We start from the raw sequence: 22,316 nt of genomic DNA on the forward strand, positions 1-22,316 counted from the left end.
GAAACTGGCGTCAACACTTATTTGAAACTTTTTAACCCAAAGGTCAGGAAGCCCAGAGGACGCTCCATTCCTCCTTTATAGGCTGGCTTGCCCCGCCCTCTCCTTCTGTTGCCTCATATAAGGAATGCGAGCCACGGCTCCGCCGCTTTCGACGAGTGTTCCATGCGCCTCATACATACCTCCGACTGGCACCTGGGTCAGACCCTGCACGGCCAGGACCGCGATCATGAACACGCGCGCTTCCTCGACTGGCTGCTGCGCCAGCTGGAAGAGCAGCGCGCCGATGTCCTGCTGATCGCGGGCGATATCTTCGACACGATCAATCCACCGCTCAAAGCCCAGGAGCGCCTCTACGACTTCATCGTCAGCGCCCATCGGCGGCTGCCGCGGCTGGAGATCGTGATGATCGCAGGCAACCACGACTCCGGCGCGCGCATCGAACTGCCCGCTCCGCTGATGAAACGACTGAACGCCCATGCCATTGGCCGGATCGGCTGGATAGACGAAAGCCTCGATAGCGATCGCCTGCTGCTGCCCCTGCACGACGCGGATGGCCAGGTCGCCGCCTGGTGCCTGGCCCTGCCCTTCCTGCGTCCCGCCGAAGTCACCGGAGGCGGGCTCGGCGACGATTACCTGGCCGGTATCCGCCAGGTGCACGAACGCCTGGTTGCCGCCGCGCAAGCCCGTCGCACGCCGGGACAGGCACTGGTCGCCGTCAGCCACGCACACATGGCCGGCGGCTCGGTTTCCGAAGACTCCGAGCGAAACCTGATCATCGGCAACGTCGAAGCGCTGCCCGCCAGCCTGTTTCCGGAGCAGATCGCCTACGTAGCCCTCGGTCATCTGCACAAGCCACAGAAAGTCGCCGGACAGGAGCGCATTCGCTATAGCGGCTCGCCGCTGCCGCTGTCCTTCGCCGAAGTGAACTATCGCCACCAGGTCCTCCTCGTCACCCTGGAAGGTGAGCGCCTGAAGGATGTACAGAGTCTCCCGGTGCCACGCGCGGTGGAACTGTTGCGCATCGGCCCCGCGCCTCTTGGCGAGGTGCTCGATCGAATCGGCGAACTGGCCGAGGCCGACCTGCTGAACGAACAGCGGCCCTGGCTGGAAGTCCGCGTCATGCTGGATCAGCCGCAACCAGACCTGCGCCAGCAGGTCGAGAGCGCCTTGCAGGGCAAGGCTTGTCGCCTGGTGCGCATCGCCAGCGAATACCAGCGCCGCGACGAAGAACAGGCGCCGCTGCTTGGGCTCGACCAACTCAACCCCCAGGAACTGTTCAGCCGCGCCTGGGAAAGCGCCTATGGCTCCGGCCCGGACGCGCAGGCGCTGGATGACTTCGCCAGCCTGCTGCAAAGCGTCGAACTGGCCACCGAAGCCCCCCCGGGGAAATAAGCCGCTCCATGAAGATTCTCGCCATCCGCCTGAAGAACCTTGCCTCCCTCGCTGGCGAGCAGGAAATCGACTTCACCCGCGAACCGCTGTCCAGCGCCGGCCTGTTCGCCATCACCGGCCCGACCGGCGCCGGCAAGAGCACCGTGCTGGACGCCCTGTGCCTGGCCCTGTTCGGCAGCACGCCGCGGCTGGAAAGCACTTCGGCCAGCAGCAAGGTTCCCGATGGCCGGAACGAGCTGTCCAGCAACGACGAACGCAACCTGCTGCGCCGCGGTTGCGCCAGCGGCTACGCCGAAGTGGATTTCGTCGGCATCGACGGCCACCGCTATCGCGCCCGCTGGGAAACCCGGCGCTCCCGGGACAAGGCGGACGGCGCCTTGCAAAAGAGCCAGCAGAGCCTCCAGGACCTGGAGACCCAGCAAATGCTGGCAGCGAACAAGAAGAGCGAGTTCCGCGAACAGCTGGAGCAGAAGCTCGGCCTCAATTTCGCCCAGTTCACTCGCGCCGTGCTGCTGGCCCAGAGCGAATTCAGCGCCTTCCTCAAGGCCAGCGACAACGACCGCGGCGCATTGCTGGAGAAACTCACCGACACCGGCCTGTACAGCCAATTGAGCAAAGCCGCCTATCAGCGCGCCAGCCAGGCCGACGAGCAGCGCAAGCAACTCGAGCAACGCCTGGAAGGCAGCCTGCCCCTGGCCGAGCAGGCCCGGGCCGGGCTCGAGGCGGCGCTGGAATCCCACGCCCAGGCGCGTCTCCAGGAGCAACAGGCCCTGCAGCACCTGGAAGGCCAGCAACAATGGTTCACCGAGGAGCAGCGGCTGCTGCAATCCTGCGAGCACGCACAAGGCCAACTGGCCGAGGCCAGGCAGGCCTGGGACGCCCTGGCTACGGAGCGGGAAACCCTGCAATGGCTGGAGCGCCTGGCTCCGGTTCGCGGACTGATCGAACGCCTGAAGCAACTCGAGCAGGAACTCCGGCACTCCGAGCAGCAGCAGCGGCAGCGCACCGAGCAGCAAGCCGCGGGCGCCGAGCGCTTGCAAGGATTGCAGGCCCGCGTGCAGGAGGCGCGCGAGCGCCAGGCCCAGGCCGACAACCATCTGCGTCAGGCCCAGGCGCCGTTGCGCGAGGCTTTCCAGCTGGAGAGCGAGGCCAGGCGCCTGGAGCGAACGCTGGCCGAGCGACAGGAACTCCATCGGCAATCGAACCAGCGCCACGCCCAGCAAAGCGACGCCGCTCGGCAACTGGATATGGAGCAGCAGCGCCATGTCGCGGAACAGGCGCAACTGCAGGCGGCATTGCGCGACAACCAGGCTCTCGCCGCGCTCGGCGACGCCTGGGCGACCCACCAGGGCCAGCTCGCCGCCTTCGTGCAACGTCGCCAGCGCGCGCTCGAAAGCCAGGCGCAGCTCCCCGAGCTGGAAAAATCCCTGGCCCAGGCCGGGGAACCGCTCGAACGCTTGCAGGCGCAATGGACCGCCCTCCATGGCAGCGAGCCGGACGACCTGGCGGCACGCCTGGACGAATTGCGCCGGCAGACCGATAGCCTGGAACGACAACAAGCGCTCCACAAGGAATGGCAACAGGCCCTCGACCAACGCACCGGCCTGGCTCGACGCCTGGGCGAACTCGACCAGCGTATGGTCGAGCAGGAGCAGGCATTGCTCGACCTGAAACGACAAGGCAGCCAATGCGCCGAGCAGGTGAAGGCGGCGGAGCAGGCCCTGCAGGTCACCCGCGAGTTGCTCCAGCGCCAGCGTCTGGCCCGCAGCGCCAGCGTCGAGCAACTGCGCGCCGGCCTGGTGGACGGCGAGGCCTGTCCGGTCTGCGGCAGCCAGGAGCATCCCTATCACCAGTCCGAGCAACTGCTCGCCGCCCTCGGTGAACACGACGACCAGGAGCAGGTCCGCGCCGAGCAGGCCCTCGAGCGGCTGCGACAGACCCTGGTCGGTCTGCGCGAGGGCTATTCCAGCCAGCGGGAAAGACTCAACCAGCGTCGCCAGGAGCAGCAGGAACTGACCGGCCAACTGGCCGCGCTCGATCGGCAACTGGACCAATGGACGCTGCCGGAAGAACTGCGACTCCTGCAGCCATCCGCGCAGTTGGAGTGGCTGGCACAACGCTTGGACGAACTGGCTGGGCAGCGCCAGCAGTGCCAACGAGACTTCGACCGGCTGATCGCCCGCCAGCGCCAGACCCAGCAATTGCAGCAGGAACTGCGGGCCGCCGAGACGATCCTGCAACAGCGCCAGCAGGCGCTGACGGAACAACGGCAGCGCTACGAACATTTGCAGCAGCAGGTCGAGGAGGACAGCCAGCAATTGCGTCCATTGCTCTCCGACGAGCACTGGCAGCGCTGGCAGGCAGATCCGCTGCGGACTTTCCAGGCCCTCGGCGAGTCCATCGAGCAACGCCGGCAGCAACAGGCGCGGCTTCAGCAGGTCGAACAGCGTCTGCAGGAGCTCAAGCAGCGCTGCGATGAATCGAGCTGGCAACTGAAGCAAAGCGACGAGCAACGCAACGAAGCCCGCCAGGCAGAGGAAAGGGCCCAGGCGGAACTCGCCGAGCTGAACGGACGCCTCGGCGCTCACCTGGGCCAGCACGCCTGCGCCCAGGACTGGCAGCTATCGCTGGAGCACGCCGCGCAAGCGGCGCAGAGCGCCGTCGAGACGCTCCAGGCGCCCCTGGATTCGCTGCGCGAGGAACAACTGCGACTCGCCGAAGCCCTGGAACACCTGCAGCAGCAACGGCAGCGCCAACAGGAGGAGTTCCAGCGCCTTCAGGCCGACTGGCAGGCCTGGCGCGAACGCCAGGACAACCTCGACGACAGCCGCCTCGACGCCCTGCTCGGCCTTTCCGAGGAACAGGCGACGCAATGGCGGGAGCAATTGCAGCGACTGCAAGAGGAGATCACCCGCCAGCAGACACTGGAAGCAGAGCGCCAGGCGCAACTGCTCCAGCATCGCCGGCAGCGGCCGGAAACCGACCGCGAGGCGCTGGAAGACAACCTGCGGCAACAGCGCGAACGCCTGGCCACCAGCGAACAGGCCTACCTGGATACCTACAGCCAGTTGCAGGCCGACAACCAGCGCCGCGAGCAGAGCCAGGCGCTGCTTGCCGAGCTGGAGCGAGCCCGCGCCGAGTTCCGTAGATGGGGCCGCCTGAACGAACTGATCGGTTCGTCCAGCGGCGACAAGTTCCGCCGCATCGCCCAGGGCTACAACCTCGACCTGCTGGTGCAGCACAGCAACGTGCAGTTGCGCCAGTTGGCGCGGCGCTACCGCCTGCAGCGCGGCGGCAGCGAACTGGGCCTGCTGGTGGTGGACACCGAGATGGGCGACGAACTGCGCTCGGTGTATTCGCTCTCCGGCGGCGAGACCTTCCTGATTTCCCTGGCCCTGGCGCTCGGCCTGGCCTCGATGGCATCGAGCAAGCTGCGCATCGAGTCGCTGTTCATCGACGAAGGCTTCGGCAGCCTCGACCCGGAATCCCTGCAACTGGCGATGGATGCCCTGGACAACCTGCAGGCCCAGGGGCGCAAGGTGGCGGTGATTTCCCACGTCCAGGAAATGCACGAACGGATCCCGGTCCAGGTGCGGGTCCAGCGCGAGGGCAACGGCATGAGCAGCCTGAAGGTGGTCGGCTGAGCCGACCGCCCAGGCGGCACGTCAGAACGGCAGCTCGGTCTGTTCACCCGGAGCATGCGGCGGCTGCTCTTCCCTTTCCGGCCGCAGATGCAGCATCAGCCCGCTGAGCCGGCGCACCTTGCGCCGCACTGCTTCCTCGAACACCCCGGGCAGGCTTTCCACCAGGCTGAACCAGTCGCGGGCGCGGGTGATACCGGTGTACACCAGCTCCTTGGTCAGCACCGGGTTCAGCGCGTCCGGCAGGACCAGCGCGGTATGGGCGAACTCCGAACCCTGCGACTTGTGCACGGTCATGGCGAACACGGTGTCCACCTCGACCAGGCGGCTCGGCAGGACGAAGCGCACGCCGCCGCTACCGTCGTTGCGCGGGAAGGCCACGCGCAGCGCGAAGCGCAGGCTGCCGTCGTCGTTGCGCTCGGGCAGGCGCAGGGCGATGCCGATATCGCCGTTCATCAGCCCCAGGCTGTAGTCGTTGCGCGTCACCAGTACCGGCCGCCCCTCGTACCAGCCGTGATCGGCCTCGATCAGGCCAAGGCGCAGCAGTTCCGCCGCCACCCGCTGGTTCAGTCCTTCCACGCCCCATGGGCCGCGGCGCAGCGCGCAGAGCAGGCGGAAGGCGTCGAAAGCCGTCAGTACCGACTGCGCCCAGCGCTCCCAGGCACCATCCTCCAGCGCCAGTCCGGCGGCCGGGCGGCCCTCGGCCAGGCGTTGCAGGTAGTGCCGGTAGCCGTACGGCGTGCCCGGCGCCTGCGGATGACCGTCGACGAACAGCCGGGCGAAGGCTGCATCGCGCTCCCCGCGCAGGCGCAGGTCGAAGAGGTCGGCGGGCGGACTGTCCAGCAGCGCGCGCGCGTCGCCGGCCTGTTGCCGGTTGACCAACCGCGCCAGGCGCCCGATCCCGCTGCTCGCGCCGAAGCGCCGGGAATGCCGCAGCATGACGGTCTGTTGCGCCAGCGGATGCGCCTGCGCCGAACCTTCGCGCAAGCCCTGCCAGGTTTCGCCGCTGACCCGCTGCAACCAGGCGCGGGTCTCGGCGCTGTACCAGCCCTCCTCGGCATCCCGGCAGAGATCGCCGAGCACCGCGCCGGCCTCTACCGAGGCCAACTGGTCCTTGTCGCCGAGCAGGATCAGGCGCGCCTGCGGCGGTAGCGCATCGAGCAGGCTGGCCATCATTTCCAGGTCGATCATCGAGGCCTCGTCCACCACCAGCACGTCCAGCGCCAAAGGGTTGTCCCGGTGGTGGCGGAAGTGCCGGGTATCCGGACGGCTGCCGAGCAGACGGTGCAGGGTAGTGACCTCGGCGGGGATCGCCTGCAACACGTCTTCCGCCAGCGGCAGGGCCCGGACCTGCTGGCCGATGGACTCGGAGAGACGCGCCGCGGCCTTGCCGGTGGGTGCCGCGAGGCGGATGCGCAGCGGCTGGCCGGCGGCTACCGCCGGTGCCTGGAGCAGACCGAGCAGGCGCACCACGGTGGTGGTCTTGCCGGTACCGGGACCGCCGGTGATCAGGCTGAAATAGCCGCGGGCCGCCAGGGCACAGGCCAGCTTCTGCCAGTCGGTGACGCGCTGGCCGTCTTCCGTCGGCGCCTGCGCGAACAGCGCGGCCAGGCGCGGCGCCAGGTCTGCGGCCAGGGGCGCCTGCCGACCCAGGCGCTCGCGCAGGGCCAGAGCGATCTCCAGCTCGTGCCGCCAGTAACGACGCAGGTAGAGACGCTGAGCGCAAAGCACCAGCGGCGAGGTCGCCGTCTCGCTCGGCTCGGGATCGCCTGGGCGCTCGTCGACCACCTCCACCAGCGATGACGCCGCCAGAGCCTCGCGCCAGGCGTCGAGGCGCACGCCACGCAGCAGTTGCGACGGCAGCAGCACATCGCGGCCTTCGTCGCCTTCCGGCGGCAGCGACAGTGCCGCGTCAGGCGCGCCGAGGGTCGCCTCCAGGTCCAGGCAGACGTGCCCGTGGCCCAGTTGGTGGCTGGTCAGCGCTGCCGCCAGCAGCACCCGGGGATCGGCCTGCGGCTGCAACTCGACGAGGAAGGCGACGAACGCCCGGTCCAGCGCCCGCAGCCAGCCACGCGCCACCCACAGGTCGAGCTGGCGCAGCAGGTCGTGGCGTGCCGCCAGCGGTTGCGCTACCTGGTCGTCGCGGCCATCGCGGACTTCGCCGGCCAGTTGCTTGAGGGTCGGATTCATCGCTCGGCTCCCGGCTGGCCGCTGAACAGCGCGTCCAGGCGTTCGATCAGTTCCCGCGGCGGGCGCTCGAAGTGCAGGCCCTGGGTCGCCGCGCGGGCGCCGCGGAGGAACAGGTACACGGCGCCGCCCATGTGGCGGTCGTAGTCGTAGTCGGGCAGGCGCGCCTTCAACTGCCGGTGCAGGGCCAGCAGGTACAACACGTACTGCAGGTCATAACGGTTCTCCAGCACCGCGGCGGTCATCGCTTCCGGGCTGTAGGCGCCATCGTCGGCGCCCAGCCAGTTGGACTTGTAGTCGGCCACGTAGAAACGCCCCTGGTGCTCGAAGACCAGGTCGACGAAGCCCTTGAACATGCCGTTCAGCAGGGTCGGCGCCAGCGTCGGACGCGCCGCGCCGCCAAGGGTATGGCGCCGGACCAGGGCGTCGATCGCCTCGGCCTGGACCTGGTGGGTGGCGAACCAGAACTCCATTTCCACCTGGTAGGCGACCAGCCCGGCCAGGCTGGTTTCGCCACCGGGCCAGCGCAGCGGTTCGGCGAGATACTGTTCCAGCCACAGATCGAGCGGTTCGGCCCAGTCCTTCCAGCCCCGCAGGTCGCAGCGTCGCGCGACCAGTTCGCGGCGCCGCTGGGCATCGGCGCGCGCCACATCGAAGCCTTCGCGGCCGGCCCATTCGAGCAGCCCGTGGAGGAAGGTGCCGGGAGCCGGTCCGCGCGGGAAGCGATGCAGGTCGTCGCGCATCTCGCTGGCGTGCGCGACCGGCGGCTGTTCGGCGGAACGGCCTTCTTCGTGGAAGGTGGCTTCCTCGGCGCTGATCGGCTCCTGCGATTCGTCGCTCTCCAACGCCTCGTCATCGTCCAGCCCGGCGGAGGCCTGCAATTGCAGGCCGGAATAGCTGGCGCCCCACCACTTCTCGCGGCTGCTGCGGCGGGTTTCGCGGGCCTGCCCAAGGCCCTGGCCGCGCCCTGCGACATAGCGTTCGGCGTCCGCCTCGGGGGCCGGCTCGACGACGATCTCCCGGCACTCGCCGCGCAGCGCGGCGAGGCATTGTCCGAGGCCATCGCTGCCGATGGTCGCGCCGCCGGCAAGCAGGTAGCCCAGGGCCCCCTTGTGCAACTCCGGCGACTTGCTGTTGCTCGCCACCAGCGGCGCGATGCCCAGCCACACCGAATGGCGGGCGCGGGTCAGGGCCACGTAGAGCAGGCGCATGTCTTCGCCGAGGCGCTCGTCGTTGGCCTGCTCGTAGGCCCGCGCAGCCTGCTCCTTGCGCCGCGCCAGCTCGATGACCCGCCCTGCAGCGCCATCCTCGTGGAAACTCGCCGGCGCGCCGCTGTTGCCGTCCAGCTCCCTCCAGCTGCAGATGAAGGGCAGCAGCACCAAGGGGTATTCCAGCCCCTTGGACTTGTGGATGGTCACCACCTTGATCAGGTCGGCGTCGCTTTCCAGGCGGAGGATCTCTTCGCTCCCCGGACTCTGCACCTGCTCGGCCAGATGGCGGATCAGCGCGTGCTCGCCGTCCAGCTCCACCGCCGCGCGCTGCAGCCACTCGGCCAGGTGCAGCAGGTTGGTCAGGCTGCGCTCGCCATCGGCGTGCCGCAGCAGGCGCGCCGGCAGTTCGAAGTCGGCGAGCAGGCGCCGCAGCATCGGCAATACGCCCTGGGCCTGCCAGGACCGGCGATAGTCGCGGAAGCGCAGGACCATCCGTTCCCAGAACAGTTCGTCCTGGTTCAATCGCTCCAGGGTCGCCCAGTCCAGGTGCAGGCTGCGGGTAGCCAGGGCGACCCGCAGCAGCGCATCGGCGCCGGGGTCGGCGCAGGCGCGCAGCCAATGCAGCAGGTCGGCGGCCTCCTGGCTGTCGAACACCGAGTCGCGGTCGGACAGGTAGACGCTGGCCAGACGCCGCGCCGCCAACGCGCTACGGATCGCCTCGGCCTCGGCGCGACCGCGGACGAGGATGGCGATATCCGCCGGGCGCAACGCACGCCAGCCGCCCTGCTCGTCGGCGAAGCCGGCGCGGCCCAGGTCGGCCAGGCTCAGCCAGCGGCGGATGGCGCTGGCGCTGCGCTCGGCCATTTCCTGGCGATACGCCGCGGAGCCGAGCACGCCGGCTTCGGCGTCAAGGTTCCAGAACGTCATCGCTGGCGCCTCGGCACCGTCGATCAACAAACGTTCGGCGCGCCCCTGGGCGTCCACCGCATGGAACGGCACCGGGTTTTCCAGCCCCTCGCGGGCGAAACGGAAGGCGCCGCGCGGATGCTCTTCGGCGAAGGCGAAGCAGCGGTTGGCGGCCGCCACCATGGCGGCGGTCGAGCGGAAGTTCTTGCCGAGGGTGTAATGCCGCCCGCGAGTGGCCTCGCGGGCGCGCAGGTAGGTATGGATGTCGGCACCGCGGAAGGCGTAGATCGCCTGCTTGGGGTCGCCGATCATGAACAGGCCGGTTTCCCGCGCCTGGGGCTCGCCGGGATCGGCGGCGATCCGGTAGATGCGCTCGAAGATCCGGTACTGCACCGGGTCGGTATCCTGGAACTCGTCGATCAGCGCCACCGGGAACTGCTCGCGGATCAATTGCGCCAGGCGCTCGCCACCAGGCCCCTGCAAGGCGCGGTCGAGGCGGCTGAGCAGGTCGTCGAAGCCGATCTCGGCACGCCGCTGCTTCTCGACCTCCAGTTCGCGCCCGACTTCGCCCAACGCGTGCAACAACAGGTGGGGAGCGAGATCGGGACGCTCTTCCTGATGCGCGGCCCAGGCGTCGATGGCCCTTAGCGCGGCATGCTCGGGCGCCACGCGCTTGGCGGTGAGCTTGATCCGGGTCTGGCCGAACTTGCCCAGGTTGGCCGGCTGCTCGCCGCCCTCGCTCCAGTCCGCCAACGCTTGCAGCCAGGCGTCGAAGGTCTCGTCGCTGTCCTTGCCGCGATAGCTGTTGCCGTTCAGGTAGGGACGCAGGTCGCGCAGCAGCGCTTCCAGTTCGACGCGCGCTGCGCGCCAGGCGGCGCGGGCCTGCGCGTCCAGTTGGTCGAGCTGGCGATACCAGTCGCCGCCCTGCTCCAGCAAGGCTGCCAGTGACTCGGGCGCACTCAGCGCCTGGTCGGCGTAGCGGAAGTCGGCGTCCTGCCGCGCCAGCAGCGGCTGCAAGGCCTTGCCCAGCGCCTCCGGCCCACTGTAGCAACTGGCCACGGCTTGCGCCGCCGGAGCCGTCAGGCCGTAGAAGTTGCGCCGCCAGTAGTCCCGCACCACTTCGGCGAGCAATTCGCTCTGGTCGGTTTCCAGGTTCTGGGTGAACAGGCTGCCGCTGTCGAAGGCGTGCTCGCGCAGCATCCGGTAGCACCAACTGTGGATGGTCGATACCGCGGCCTCGTCCATCCACTCCGCGGCCAGGCGCAGCAGGCGCGCGCAGCCCGGCCAGCGCTCGGTGGGATACTGCTGGCGCAACGCGACCAGCAGGCCGTCGTGGCGCTCCTGCGGCTCGGCGAAACAACGCGCCGCTTCGCCCAGGCGGCTGCGGATACGCTCGCGGAGTTCCTGGGTCGCCGCATCGGTGAAGGTCACCACGAGGATTTCCGGCGGGCTCAGCGGCCGGCCGAAAGCGTTCTCGCCGCCATGGTCGAGGACCAGGCGTACGTATAGCAGGGCGATGGTGAACGTCTTGCCGGTACCGGCGCTGGCCTCGATCAGGCGGCTGCCGTGCAACGGGAAGTCCAGCGGATCGAGGGCCACGGGCATCTGCTGCTGGCTCATGCCTGCTCCTCCGCGCCACGTCCCAGGGCAGCCAGCAGCGGCGCGTAGAGCTGCTCGGCCCAGTGCGCGAACTCACCGCTGGCGAGCAGCCGGTCGAAGTCCGGATAGACCCGAGCCAGCGCCGGCGAGGCGTCCACCTCGCCCCCCATGCCGAACCCTCCCTCGTAGCGCTTGCGCGCCTCGCGCATGGCTTTCTCGGGCTCTGCGGCGCCACCACTGGCGAGCCAGGCGAAAGCGGTCCGGCAGGCCACCGGCAACGGCTGGCGCATGCCCTGGCGCCAGGCGTCGATCAACTGGTCGAGGTACTCGCTGGCACGCTCGCTCGGCAACGGCGGAATCTCCAGGGTGCCGGTCTGGCTCACCAGCACGCTGCTCACCGGCTGGCCTAGACGTTGCAGGGCGAGGTGCTGCAACCAGTGGCGCACCAGGCTGTGCCACTTGAAGCCGCGCCCTTCATGGAGCTTGCCGCTGAGCAACTGCAGGCGCGCCAGGCGCCCGGAAGCGTCGCGACGCAAGCCGCCGAGCCAGTCCTCCAGCTCCAGCCCGGACGGATGGCGATGGCGCAACTCCTGCTGCTGCTCGACCGCCTCCGGCCAGCGCTCGATTTCCTGGCGGTAGCGCCAGAGCAGGTCGGGCAGCGGTTGCAGCAAATGGCGCGCGGAGAACTCGCCGAACGCCGCCAGCGGCAGGCGACCCTGTCGCCGCAGTCGCTCGACCTGGGCCTGCAACTGCACCGGCAGACCCTCGGCATCCCAGTCCCGCTCGACCCAGCGCTTCATGCGTTCGGTCAGCTCGAATTGCAGCTTCCAGTTGTCCAGCGCGTCCAGTTCGAAAGGCTCTTCGTCGTTGCCGGTCAATTGCTCGTCGTCGAAACGCACCTTGAGCCGCTGCTGGAAGAACGCATTCACCGGGTTGGCGAGGAACTCCGCCAGCGCTCGCAGCCCCAGCGCGCCCTCCAGCTCCAGCGGCGGCAGTGGCGCTTCAGCGTCGGGAACGGCAATGTCGTCCTCGCGATGGACCTCGCGCCACTCGCGGGCGTAGGTGAACAGGCCATCGACGCCCTGCTCCGGCGCATCGTGAAAATACCGGCGGCTGAACGGCTGCAGCGGATGCTCCTGGGTCAGGGCACGCAGCAGCGCCTCGCCGTCGCCGTCCGGATCCAGGCGCCAGCCGGCCGCCAGGTGATCGCGCAACTGGCCGATCAGCACCGAGGGCGGCCGCTCGCCATTGTCGCGGATACTCCGCCCCACCCAGCTCACGTAGAGCTGCTCGCGCGCCGAGAGCAGCGCCTCGAGCAGCAGGTAGCGGTCGTCCTCGCGCCGCGAGCGGTCGCCGGGGCGGTAGTCGTTGCGCATCAGGTCGAAATCCAGCGGCGACTGCTGGCGGGGGTAGTCGCCATCGTTCATGCCAAGCAGGCAGACCAGCCGGAACGGGATCGCGCGCATCGGCATCAACGTGCAGAAACTCACCGCGCCAGCCAGGAAGCGCTGGTTCAGGCCGCCCTGGTCCAGGCCGCCGAGCCAGGCCTCGCGTATCACGCTGATCGGCAGCGGCTCGGCGAAGGCCGCACAGGCGCAGTGTTCCTGCCAGCGCTCGAGCAGTTGCAGGAGCTGGGTGAGGAGCAGTTCATCGCGCTCGTCGTGGGCCTCGAAGAACACCGTGAGCAGGGCCTGCAGGCGCTCGCCCCACTGCGCCGGGGTGGCCGGTTCGGCCAGCTCCGCGTAGGCCACCTCGAGGCGCTCCAGCAGCACAGCCAGCGGGCCTGCCAGGGCGGCGTCCAGGCCACCGACCTCATCGTAGGGCTGGATGCCTTGCAGGGCCGCGCCTTCGCCGACCGCGTAGCCGAGCAGCATGCGCCGCAGACCGAAGCGCCAACTGTTGCCCTCCAGTCCCGCTGGCAGGCCGAGACGCTCGCGCTGCGCGGCATCCAGCCCCCAGCGCACGCCGGCGCCTTCGATCCAGCGGTGCAGGGTCGCCAGGTCGGCCTCGTCGACGCCGAAACGCCGGCGCAATGCCGGGACGTCCAGCAGGTCGAGGATCTCGCTCACGGCGAAACGGCTGTCGGGCAGTTTCAGCAGGTGCTCCAGGGCGATCAGCAGCGGCTCGCGACCGCGCTGTCCCTGGTCGGCCAGGGTATAGGGAATGAAGCGCTGGTCGTCGCGCGGCACCTGGCCGAACACCGCCTCGATGTGCGGCGCGTAGGCGTTGATGTCGGGGACCATGACGATCACGTCGCGCGGCTTCAGGCTCGGATCGGCGTTGAAGCGGGCGAGCAACTGGTCGTGGAGGATCTCCACTTCGCGCTGCGCGCTGTGGGCCACATGGAAGCGGATCGAGGCGTCGCTCCGCGGCGCCACCGGCGGCCAGTGCTCGCGGGTTTCCGCCAACGGGCGCAGTTCGAGGATATCGTCCTGCAACTGGCCGAGCAGCCCGTGCGGGGCCTCCTCGCTGAACAGGTCGATGCGCCCGCCGTTGACCTCGCCGAACAGGTTCCGATAGCTGTCCGGGTCGTCGTAGCTGTCGAGCAGGTTGATGTAGTCGCGGCCCTGCTTGCCCCAGGCCGCCAGCAACGGCTGGGCATGCTGGTGCTGGCGGTCCTCGTCGAGGTCGGCGGGGACGCCGGCGCGGCGCTGCTGGCGACGGTACTCGTGGCGCAACAGGTCCTTGTCGGCGACGATGTCGGCCCAGTGGTGGCGACAGGGGTTGTGCACGCAGAGCAGCACCTGGCTGAACCTGGCCAGGGCGGCCAGTGCCTCGAGGGTCTGCGCCGGCATCGAGGAAATCCCGAACACCACCACTCGTCGCGGCAACGCGCGCGGCGCCGCGCTGGCGGCGCGCAGCGCCTCGATGAAGCGCCGGTGCACGCCGGAGCGGCTGCGGGCCAGGCTATCGGCACCGACGTCGGCGAGCAGCGCGCGCCACAATTCGGCCTGCCAGCGCTCGTCGGCACCGAGCGGGCGCGCCTGCCCGTTCGCCGTGCGCAACTGGTCGCGGCCCTGGCTCCAGTCGTCGAGCCAGTCGCCGCGATAGACCTGGTACTGGTCGAACAGGTCGGCCAGGCGCTCGGCCAGTTGATGACGCTTGCGCAGGTCGGCATCGTCGGCGAGGAAACGTTGCAGGGTGCGGAACTCGGGACGCTCCAGCAATCCGGGAAGCAGACGCATCAGGCGCCAGGTCAGCGGCGCCTTGTCCAGTTCGGAAACCTCGGGAATGCTTTCGCGGCCCAGCACCGCGCGATAGGCCTGCCAGAGGAACTGCGCCGGCAACTGCACCTCCAGCGCCGCGGCGATGCCGCCACCGCCGCCGCCGTCCTCGCGGGGATCTTCGGCCAATGCCAGCTTCAACCATTGGGCGATGCCGTTGCTGTGCACCAGGACCCGCTCGCTTTCCAGCGGCGCCAGCGGATAGCGGCGCATCCAGGAAACGGCGAGGTCGCGCAGGTCGTCCAGGCGATTGCCGTGGACGATCATGAATCCGGGCGTGAGGGCGGTGGTTCCCAAGGGTTCTGGCATCGGTACGGCTATTCCTGGCGCAAGGCTCTGGCGAAAGAGGTCAGGGTCGGGCGGCGACGAAGCGTCGTTCCAGTTCGAGGCTGTCGGCCATGCGGAAATCGCTCCAGCGCTCGCTCAGGCCGAGATGGCTGTCCGCCTGGCAATCCGGGGCACTGGCGCAACGGCGGGTGAAGGTGTTGACCACCTCGACCATCTCCTCGCGCTCGGCGCCGACCAGCAGCGCCGCGTGCGCCAGCACCACCGGCCGGCCGGCGCCGTTGCGCCGCCAGCGTTGTGCGGTCCCGGCGAGCTTGCGCCCATCCAGGGTGACATTGTAGCGGCCGTCGCAGAACGAACCGGCCACGGCGCCCACGCCGGCGTCCAGGCCGCGCTCGCGGAGCCAGTCGCAGATCGGCTGGCACAGCCGCAGGTAGGCAGTTTCGATACGGGTCTGCTCGTTGTCGCCGGGCCCCAGCGCATAGGACAGGGCGATGTTCAGCACGCCCGGCGATTGCGGCACCGGCTCGCCGCCGGTATCGCGCAGCAGCACCGGCCAGCCGCGTTCGGCGACCGCTGCGCTGGCCGGCGCGAATCCTTCCAGGCGCTCCATCCGGCGCGGCATGACCAGCGCCCGATCGCAGGGCTGCCAGAGCAACAGGCCATGCTCGCGGGCACCGCCACACACCTCGTCGAGCAGGGCGCGCTCGGCGTCCAGCCCATCCTGCACGGAAAACACTTCGACCACGATTCTTCCTCTTCCAGGCTGGCACGGCTCGGCCCCCACGCGGGGAGCGCTGCCTATGATAGCCAGTGGCGGCGCCTCCGTGCGCCGTAATCGCGAGGAAGTTGCCGGGAAATCAGCAGGTTGCCGAGCGCAGACGGGCCGGGCGGCGCTGCCAGAACTCGGCCAGCAGGACCCCGGCCAGGGTCAGCGCGCCGCCGACCAGGTGATGGACGGTCAGGCGCTCGCCGAGCACCAGGGTGGCGATGCAGGCGGTGATGATCGGCAGCAGGTTGAAGAACAGCGCCATCCGGCTCGGCCCGAGACGGGCGACACCGTGCATCCAGGCCAGCGCGGCGACGATCGAGGCGAACAGCGCGGCGTACAGCACCAGCGGCAGGTTGGCGGCGTTCAGGCCGGTGCGCGGCGACAGCAGGTACAGCGGCAGCAGGGCGAGGATCGCCACCAGCACCTGCAGGTAGAGCAGTTGCATGGCCGGCAGCTTCAGGCTCCATTTCTTCAGCAGCACGCTGTACACCGCATAGGCCAGGGTGGCGACGATCATCATCGCGTCGCCGAGGTTCACTCCATGCTCCAGCAAAGCGCCGAGATGGCCCTGGGAAATCACCAGCACCACGCCGGCCAGCGACACCAGCGCGCCGAGCAGCGCCCCGGCGTTCAGCCGGTGGGCCAGGATGCTGCTGGCCAGGCCCAGCGACATCAGGGGCATCAGCGACAGGATGATGCCCATGTTGGTGGCGCTGGTCAGCGCCGCCGCGTAGTAGGCCAGGCTCTGGTAGACGGCCATGCCGAGCAAGCCGAGGACCACGAACTTGCCGAGGTTGGCGACGATGTAGCGGCGGTTGCGCAGCACCGGGCCGAGCATGAAGGGCGTCAGCGCCAGGCCGACCAGCAGCCAGCGGAAGAAACCGATCTCGGCGGGCTGGATGATCCCCACGGCGAGCTTGTTGACGACGGTGTTGCCGGCCCAGATGAACACGGCCAGCAGGGGAAACAGGTATTGCATGAGGGTTCCGCACTATGAAAAAGGAATATGCGGCCATTCTGAGCCAGTCCGAATACAGACGTATAATGAATTCCAGACAAACCACCCGTAGGTTCGGACATGTCGACCACCACCCTGCTGCGCCTTCCCGATCTCCAGGGGCAGTCTTTCGACGTCTATTTCCGCTATGACGAGTTCGGCGCCGACACCCATTCGCCGCCGCACACCCACGCCTGGGGCCAGCTCAACTATGCAGCCCATGGCGTGATGCAGCTGGAGATCGACGGCCAGCGCTTCCTCTCGCCTCCGCAATACGCGGTATGGATACCACCGGAGCGGGTGCACAGCTGCTACAACAGCCAGGCCATCGTCTACCGCTCGCTGTACCTCTCCACCGAGCTGTCACGACGCCTGCCAGCGACACCCTGCACCCTGGCGATCAGCGCGATCCTCAAGGCGATCCTCTCGGACTTCGCCGAGCGCGGGGTCAACCTGCCGACCTCGGCGCAGGACCTGCGCCTGGCCCGGGTCGTCATGGACCAGCTGGAATGCGCCCAGCCCCACGACGACTACCTGCCCTACGGCCGTACCCCGGCGCTGCGCGAGGTGCTTGACGCGCTGCAGGCCGAGCCGGGCGACAACCGCTCGCTGGCGCAATGGGCGCAGCAGGTGCACAGCACCGAGCGAACCCTGGCCCGGCACTGCCAGCGCGAACTGGGCATGACCTTCGGCGAATGGCGCCAACGCCTGCGCTTCCTCGCGGCCATCGAGGCGCTGGAAGCCGGCAGGGGGATCCAGCAGATCGCCTTCGACCTCGGCTACAGCAGCCCCTCGGCGTTCATCTCGATGTTCCGCCGGCTGGCCGGCACCACGCCGGAACAATACCGCCTGGCCAGCCGCGCCCAGGACATGCCGATGCTGTAACCCGCCGTGCATGCGTTGCGGCTATGCTCGCAGCAGCCGCCATCCGGAGTTCGCATGCCAACCGCCAGCCGCCATCCCGACACTGCCCTCGCGGTGTTCCTCGCCTTCCTCAAGCTGGGCTGCAGCGCCTTCGGCGGGCCCATCGCCCACCTCGGCTATTTCCGCGACGAATTCGTCCGCCGCCGCGGCTGGCTGAGCGAAAGCAGCTACGCCGACCTGGTCGCCCTCTGCCAGTTCCTCCCCGGCCCCGCCAGCAGCCAGGTCGGCATGGCCCTCGGCCTGGCCCGCTGCGGCTACCCCGGCGCCCTCGCCGCCTGGCTCGGTTTCACCCTGCCCTCGGCGCTGCTGCTGGTACTCTTCGCTCTCGGTCTGGGACGCTGGGGCACGCTGTTGCCCGAGGGCGTGCTGCATGGCCTGAAGATCGCGGCGGTGGCGGTGGTGGCCCAGGCGATCTGGGGCATGGGCCGCAGCCTGTGTCCGGATCGCCCGCGCCTGGCGCTGATGGCGCTGTCCTGCGCGAGCGTGCTGGCCTGGCCCACGGCCTGGGCCCAGGTCGCGGTGATCGCCGGTGCCGGCCTGGCCGGCCTCGCCCTGTTGAAAACGGAAGCCGGGGAAGGCCACGAGCGGCTGCCGATCGCCATTGGCTACCGCGGCGCGCTGCTGCTCCTCGCCCTGTTCGCCGTGCTGCTGGTCTGCCTGCCGCTGGCCGCGCGCCTCTGGCCGGAACACTGGCTGCGCCTGTTCGATGCGTTCTACCGGGCCGGCTCGCTGGTGTTCGGCGGCGGCCATGTGGTGCTGCCGCTGCTGCAGGCGGAAGTGGTACCCAAGGGCTGGGTCGACGGCGATACCTTCCTCGCCGGCTACGCGGCCGCCCAGGCGGTACCGGGCCCGCTCTTCACCTTCGCCGCGTTCCTCGGCGCAGCCTCGGGCCCGGCGCCGAACGGCTGGAGCGGCGCGCTGCTGTGCCTGCTGGCGATCTTCCTGCCGTCGTTCCTGCTGGTCGCCGGTGCCTTGCCATTCTGGGAACGCCTGCGCCACGAACAGCGGGTACGGGCAACGCTGGCCGGGGTCAACGCGGCGGTGGTCGGCCTACTGCTGGCGGCGCTGTACCAGCCGCTCTGGACCGAAGGCATCCTGCGCCCGGCCGACTTCGCCCTGCTGCTCTTCGCCCTGCTGGCCCTGCTCGCCTGGAAGACGCCGCCCTGGCAAGTGGTGCTCGCCTGCGCCGTGGCCGGCGGCCTGATCGCCGCAGCCGGCTAGCCGTTCAAGGCCAGGCTCAGCCCCTGCGCCGCCGGCGCGGCCGCCTTGCCCGGCTCCGCGCCCTCCGGCCGATAGCCGAGGCGCAGGCCGCCCCAGTGCTTGCCGTGGATGAAGATCGGCACCGAAAGATCGTGCATCAGCTCGCCGGTGTCACGGGTGTAGGTCTGTAGCAACAGCGGCTGCTGGTGGCTGCCGCAGCGAATCCCGGTGCGGTCGTTGAACAGGCGCTTGCTGCGGCTGCGCAACGCGTCCGTCTGCGGGTCGCCGCTGGGCGGATGGGCGAAGGCGCGATTGTGGGTGGGCACGTAGCCTTCGGGAGTACAGGCGATGGCGAATACCAGGTTGCGGTTGCGCTCCAGCAACTGCTCCTGGATGCCCGGCAGGACCTGGTCGGTGTAGCTGTCGAAGCGGGTCCGGTACTTGGTCGGCTGGGTATTGGGCAACGGCTGGTAGCTGCGGTCGAACAGGTCGTCGAGGTCGATGCGCCCGCTGCGCACGTCCTCCTCGAAGCGAGCGGCGATAGCCGCCGCGCCCTCCCGGGCGAGGTCGTAGACCGACTGGTGGTAGGCGTCCAGGCTGACCTCGGCGAGGCGCTCGCTGATCACCTCGGCCTGGTTCTCCAACTGGCTGGCAGCTTCGCCGAGGCGCAGGGTCTGTTCCTCGCTGGCGCTGAGGTCGCCGCGCACTTGCTCGACCGCGGCGAACAGGCTGGCGAGTTGGCTGCGGTTGATCTCGGCGCCCTGGGCGATCTCGGTAATCTGGCTCTCCACCCCGGCCGCCAGTTCGGCAATGCCTTCCAGTTGCCGACCGGTCAGCTCGACCTGGCCGACCCCTTCGCCCAACTCTTCGGAAAGCTGGCGGATCTGCTCGACCACCTCGCTGGTCTGGCGCTGGATCTCGGCGACCATCTGGCCGACTTCCTCGGTGGCCTCGGCGGTACGTCCGGCCAGGCCGCGCACCTCTTCGGCAACCACCGCGAAGCCGCGACCGTGCTCGCCGGCGCGGGCCGCCTCGATGGCCGCGTTGAGGGCCAGCAGGTTGGTCTGGCTGGCGATGCCCTGGATCACCAGGGTGACCCGCTGGATGTCCTCGCTGCGCTGGTTCAGCGCCTCGATCGCCTCGCGGCTGGCGCCCATCCGCTCGCTGAGCCGATGCATGCGCTCGATGGTCGAGGCCAGCAGCACCTGGCCCTCGTCGCTGCCGGCGCGCGCCCGGGTGGCGGCGTCCATGGCCTGGCGCGCCAGATTGGAGGTGGCGCGCTCGGTGTGGATCATCACTTCGGCGCTGCCGACGATCTGTTCGGCGGCGTCGAGCTGGGATTGCAGCTTCTCCGCCAGGCGCTTCACCGAGAACGCCACGCCGGCGGCCGACAAGGCGTTCTGGCTGGTGTTATGGGACAGGTCGCGAGCCAGCCGGGCGATGTCGGGCTCGCCGACGGTCGCCACCGCCGTGCGGTTGCCGGGAAGCAGCCAGGGCAACCAGAGCAGCGCCACGCCGAGCGGCAGGGCCAGGTACAGCGGCAGCCAGCCATGCCGGGCGCCGACCAGCAGGAGAACCAGGGCCAGGCTCTGCAACAGGCAGACGAAGAGGATGCGGGAACGAGCGGGCTGCATGAGTAAATCTCCGGCCTCCGGGGCGTTGCGTCATGACCCTGGGGTCGGACGGGCGACGGCGGGGCTTCTTTATTTGACTTGTAGTCCGGTTTGTAGCCCGCCCCCGGAAGCGCCGCCATCGTTCCTTAGTGGTATGGCCAATGGCTGGCATTCGACTAGCGCAGGCCGCGACGAAAGGCGGAGAACGCCCCGGACGCGTCGGCCAGGCCTTGATCCATGGGGACTTCGCCGCATTTCCAGGGGTCGCTCGAAGAACTTCCGTCCTGCCGTCCGTCGGCCGACACCGTATGACAAGCCCGGAGCCCACGTTATAATTCCGCGCCCATTTACAGCCGGTAGCGGTCGACTAGACTCCCAACCGGCGCTGGCCGGACCCCGCTTCCGCCCAGCCTGGTCGCTATCGGGCCCGCTCTTTTTGGACTCAGGACCACCCGTGACGAAAGACGAATTGCGTGCCGCGCTGGCGCGCGAGGAACAGCGTTACAAGGACGTGTACGGCGGCGAAGTGACGCTTTATGCCGCCCAGCCGGAACCCGACCGCAAGCCCTGGCGCAAGCGCCCAACCGTTCAGGATCAGGCGTTCGACAGAGAACTGCAGAAGATCGAAGAAGAGCGTCTCAAGGCCGGGCAGGAAGCAGCGAACCCCATTCCATTTACCTCCAACCGACAGGAGAGCGACGGATAACGAAGCGTTTCAATCTGTTTCGTTTTTCCCGCAAAGCCCGATGCGACGGGGCGTTGCCCGCGACAATGGCAACCTTCCGGAGTTCCAGACGGATAAAAACGCATCTGGCATAATCGCCGCCCCGTCTCTGACCGGTTTCTCACATGTTCGATCTTTTCAGCGGGCTCGATGCCTGGGTGGGTATCAGCCTGGTGCTGGCCCTGGCCTTCGTCCTCACCTTCGAGTTCATCAACGGCTTCCACGACACTGCCAACGCGGTGGCCACCGTCATCTACACCAAAGCGATGTCCCCCTACCGGGCGGTGATGCTCTCCGGTGTGTTCAACTTCCTCGGCGTGCTGCTCGGCGGTGTCGGCGTAGCCTACGCCATCGTTCACCTGCTGCCGGTGGAACTGCTGATCAACGTGAACACCGGCCATGGCCTGGCGATGGTCTTCTCCCTGCTCGCCGCCGCCATCGCCTGGAACCTCGGCACCTGGTACTTCGGCATCCCGGCCTCCAGCTCGCACACCCTGATCGGCTCGATCCTCGGCGTCGGCCTGGCCAATGCGCTGATCACCGACGTGCCGCTGGCCGAAGGGATCAACTGGCAGAAGGCGATCGACATCGGCCTGTCGCTGATCTTCTCGCCGCTGGCCGGCTTCATGGTCGCCGCGCTGGTCCTGCTCGGACTGAAGTGGTGGCGTCCGCTGTCGAAGATGCACAAGACCCCGGAAACCCGTCGCGAACTCGACGAGAAGAAGCACCCGCCGTTCTGGAACCGCCTGGTGCTGGTGCTTTCCGCCATGGCGGTGAGCTTCGTCCATGGCTCCAACGACGGCCAGAAGGGTATCGGCCTGATCATGCTGGTACTGATCGGCATCGTCCCGGCCAAGTTCGTCCTCGACCTGAACAGCACCACCTACCAGATCGAGCGCACCCGCGACGCCGCCCTGCACCTCAGCCAGTTCTACCAGCGCCATACCGATACCCTCGGCGACATGCTGGCCCTGGGCAAGAGCAATGGCAGCGAGATGCCGCAGTTCTACCGCTGCGATCCGAAACAGACCGAGCCGACCATCAACGCGCTGCTCCGCGACCTGCGCGGCGTGCCCAGCTACAACGACCTGGACGCCGACGAGCGCGTGCAGGTGCGTCGCTACCTGCTGTGCCTGGACGACACCGCGAAGAAGGTCGGCAAGCTGTCCGACCTGCCGGCGCGGGAGAAGGCCGACCTCGAGAAGCTACGCAAGGACCTGACCGCGACCACCGAATACGCGCCGTTCTGGGTCATCATCGCGGTGGCCCTGGCTCTCGGCATCGGCACCATGGTCGGCTGGAAGCGCGTAGTGCTCACCGTCGGCGAGAAGATCGGCAAGCAGGGCATGACCTACGCCCAGGGCATGAGCGCGCAGATCACCGCCGCCGCCGCCATCGGCATGGCCAACATCTACAGCCTGCCGGTGTCCACCACCCATGTACTGTCCTCCGGCGTGGCCGGGACCATGGTGGCGAACAAGAGCGGCCTGCACGGCGGCACCGTGCGCAACATCCTGATGGCCTGGGTGCTCACCCTGCCGACTTCGATGGCGCTGTCCGCCGGCCTGTTCTGGCTAGCCTCGCAATTCATCTGAGCCGCCTCGCCGGTTGAAAAAAACGCCTGCTTGTCCGCAGGCGTTT

12 protein-coding genes are annotated in these 22,316 nt (G+C 68.7%); 6 read left to right on the forward strand and 6 right to left on the reverse strand.

The genetic code is table 11. The annotated features are described in order from the left end of the window. Positions 1 to 162 precede the first annotated feature (162 nt). A complete protein-coding gene (locus HMPREF2924_RS31790; RefSeq protein ID WP_003110105.1) occupies positions 163 to 1,392 on the forward strand; it encodes an exonuclease SbcCD subunit D C-terminal domain-containing protein in 1,230 nt (409 codons plus the stop codon). 8 nt (positions 1,393 to 1,400) lie between these two features. Continuing rightward, complete coding sequence (locus HMPREF2924_RS31795) at positions 1,401 to 5,036, forward strand: AAA family ATPase (RefSeq protein WP_003134578.1); 3,636 nt, start codon at positions 1,401 to 1,403, stop codon at positions 5,034 to 5,036. 21 nt (positions 5,037 to 5,057) lie between these two features. Here the strand turns inward: HMPREF2924_RS31795 and recD are convergent, their stop codons facing one another. The 5 genes from recD to HMPREF2924_RS31820 form a co-directional block, all read right to left on the reverse strand. Next, positions 5,058 to 7,223: an exodeoxyribonuclease V subunit alpha gene (gene recD / locus HMPREF2924_RS31800; RefSeq protein WP_003134579.1), complete on the reverse strand. Its 2,166-nt coding sequence runs from the start codon at positions 7,221 to 7,223 to the stop codon at positions 5,058 to 5,060. After that, positions 7,220 to 10,957: an exodeoxyribonuclease V subunit beta gene (recB, locus tag HMPREF2924_RS31805; protein WP_070700858.1), complete on the reverse strand. Its 3,738-nt coding sequence runs from the start codon at positions 10,955 to 10,957 to the stop codon at positions 7,220 to 7,222. The genes recD and recB overlap by 4 nt, the downstream gene beginning before the upstream one ends. After that, complete coding sequence (gene recC, locus HMPREF2924_RS31810; protein WP_004364257.1) at positions 10,954 to 14,469, reverse strand: exodeoxyribonuclease V subunit gamma; 3,516 nt, start codon at positions 14,467 to 14,469, stop codon at positions 10,954 to 10,956. The genes recB and recC overlap by 4 nt, the downstream gene beginning before the upstream one ends. 40 nt (positions 14,470 to 14,509) lie before the next feature. Then, positions 14,510 to 15,193: a lipoate--protein ligase family protein gene (locus HMPREF2924_RS31815; protein ID WP_003123255.1), complete on the reverse strand. Its 684-nt coding sequence runs from the start codon at positions 15,191 to 15,193 to the stop codon at positions 14,510 to 14,512. A gap of 112 nt (positions 15,194 to 15,305) precedes the next feature. Then, the gene (locus HMPREF2924_RS31820) at positions 15,306 to 16,196 is read right to left on the reverse strand and encodes a DMT family transporter (protein WP_004364262.1); all 891 of its coding nucleotides are present in this window, start codon (positions 16,194 to 16,196) and stop codon (positions 15,306 to 15,308) included. Positions 16,197 to 16,295: 99 nt separating this feature from the next. On the opposite strand from HMPREF2924_RS31820, the gene HMPREF2924_RS31825 reads away from it, so the two are divergent. Further along, positions 16,296 to 17,099: an AraC family transcriptional regulator gene (locus tag HMPREF2924_RS31825; RefSeq protein ID WP_004364263.1), complete on the forward strand. Its 804-nt coding sequence runs from the start codon at positions 16,296 to 16,298 to the stop codon at positions 17,097 to 17,099. 54 nt (positions 17,100 to 17,153) lie between these two features. Next, positions 17,154 to 18,359: a chromate efflux transporter gene (chrA, locus tag HMPREF2924_RS31830; protein WP_004364266.1), complete on the forward strand. Its 1,206-nt coding sequence runs from the start codon at positions 17,154 to 17,156 to the stop codon at positions 18,357 to 18,359. Here chrA and HMPREF2924_RS31835 read toward each other — a convergent pair. Next, entirely contained in the window at positions 18,356 to 19,972 is a 1,617-nt protein-coding gene (locus HMPREF2924_RS31835) for a methyl-accepting chemotaxis protein (protein ID WP_003093807.1), read from the reverse strand. The two genes, chrA and HMPREF2924_RS31835, sit on opposite strands and share 4 nt — an antisense overlap. Before the next feature lie 433 nt (positions 19,973 to 20,405). On the opposite strand from HMPREF2924_RS31835, the gene HMPREF2924_RS36130 reads away from it, so the two are divergent. Both HMPREF2924_RS36130 and HMPREF2924_RS31845 read left to right on the forward strand, forming a co-directional pair. Next, the gene (locus tag HMPREF2924_RS36130) at positions 20,406 to 20,657 is read left to right on the forward strand and encodes a hypothetical protein (RefSeq protein WP_009315976.1); all 252 of its coding nucleotides are present in this window, start codon (positions 20,406 to 20,408) and stop codon (positions 20,655 to 20,657) included. A gap of 143 nt (positions 20,658 to 20,800) precedes the next feature. After that, positions 20,801 to 22,270, forward strand: coding sequence for an inorganic phosphate transporter (locus HMPREF2924_RS31845; protein WP_003093821.1), 1,470 nt, complete (start codon positions 20,801 to 20,803; stop codon positions 22,268 to 22,270). Positions 22,271 to 22,316: the final 46 nt, after the last annotated feature.

Source organism: Pseudomonas sp. HMSC063H08, assembly GCF_001813645.1.
GTDB classification, from domain to species: Bacteria; Pseudomonadota; Gammaproteobacteria; order Pseudomonadales; family Pseudomonadaceae; genus Pseudomonas; species Pseudomonas aeruginosa.

What these genes read in the sequence shown, in the direction of transcription:
- HMPREF2924_RS31790 (WP_003110105.1), top strand. Translation starts at nt 163, where the DNA reads ATGCGCCTCATACATACCTCCGACTGGCACCTGGGTCAGACCCTGCAC.
- HMPREF2924_RS31795 (WP_003134578.1), top strand. Translation starts at nt 1,401, where the DNA reads ATGAAGATTCTCGCCATCCGCCTGAAGAACCTTGCCTCCCTCGCTGGC.
- recD (WP_003134579.1), bottom strand. Translation starts at nt 7,223, where the DNA reads ATGAATCCGACCCTCAAGCAACTGGCCGGCGAAGTCCGCGATGGCCGC.
- recB (WP_070700858.1), bottom strand. Translation starts at nt 10,957, where the DNA reads ATGAGCCAGCAGCAGATGCCCGTGGCCCTCGATCCGCTGGACTTCCCG.
- recC (WP_004364257.1), bottom strand. Translation starts at nt 14,469, where the DNA reads ATGCCAGAACCCTTGGGAACCACCGCCCTCACGCCCGGATTCATGATC.
- HMPREF2924_RS31820 (WP_004364262.1), bottom strand. Translation starts at nt 16,196, where the DNA reads ATGCAATACCTGTTTCCCCTGCTGGCCGTGTTCATCTGGGCCGGCAAC.
- HMPREF2924_RS31825 (WP_004364263.1), top strand. Translation starts at nt 16,296, where the DNA reads ATGTCGACCACCACCCTGCTGCGCCTTCCCGATCTCCAGGGGCAGTCT.
- chrA (WP_004364266.1), top strand. Translation starts at nt 17,154, where the DNA reads ATGCCAACCGCCAGCCGCCATCCCGACACTGCCCTCGCGGTGTTCCTC.
- HMPREF2924_RS31835 (WP_003093807.1), bottom strand. Translation starts at nt 19,972, where the DNA reads ATGCAGCCCGCTCGTTCCCGCATCCTCTTCGTCTGCCTGTTGCAGAGC.
- HMPREF2924_RS31845 (WP_003093821.1), top strand. Translation starts at nt 20,801, where the DNA reads ATGTTCGATCTTTTCAGCGGGCTCGATGCCTGGGTGGGTATCAGCCTG.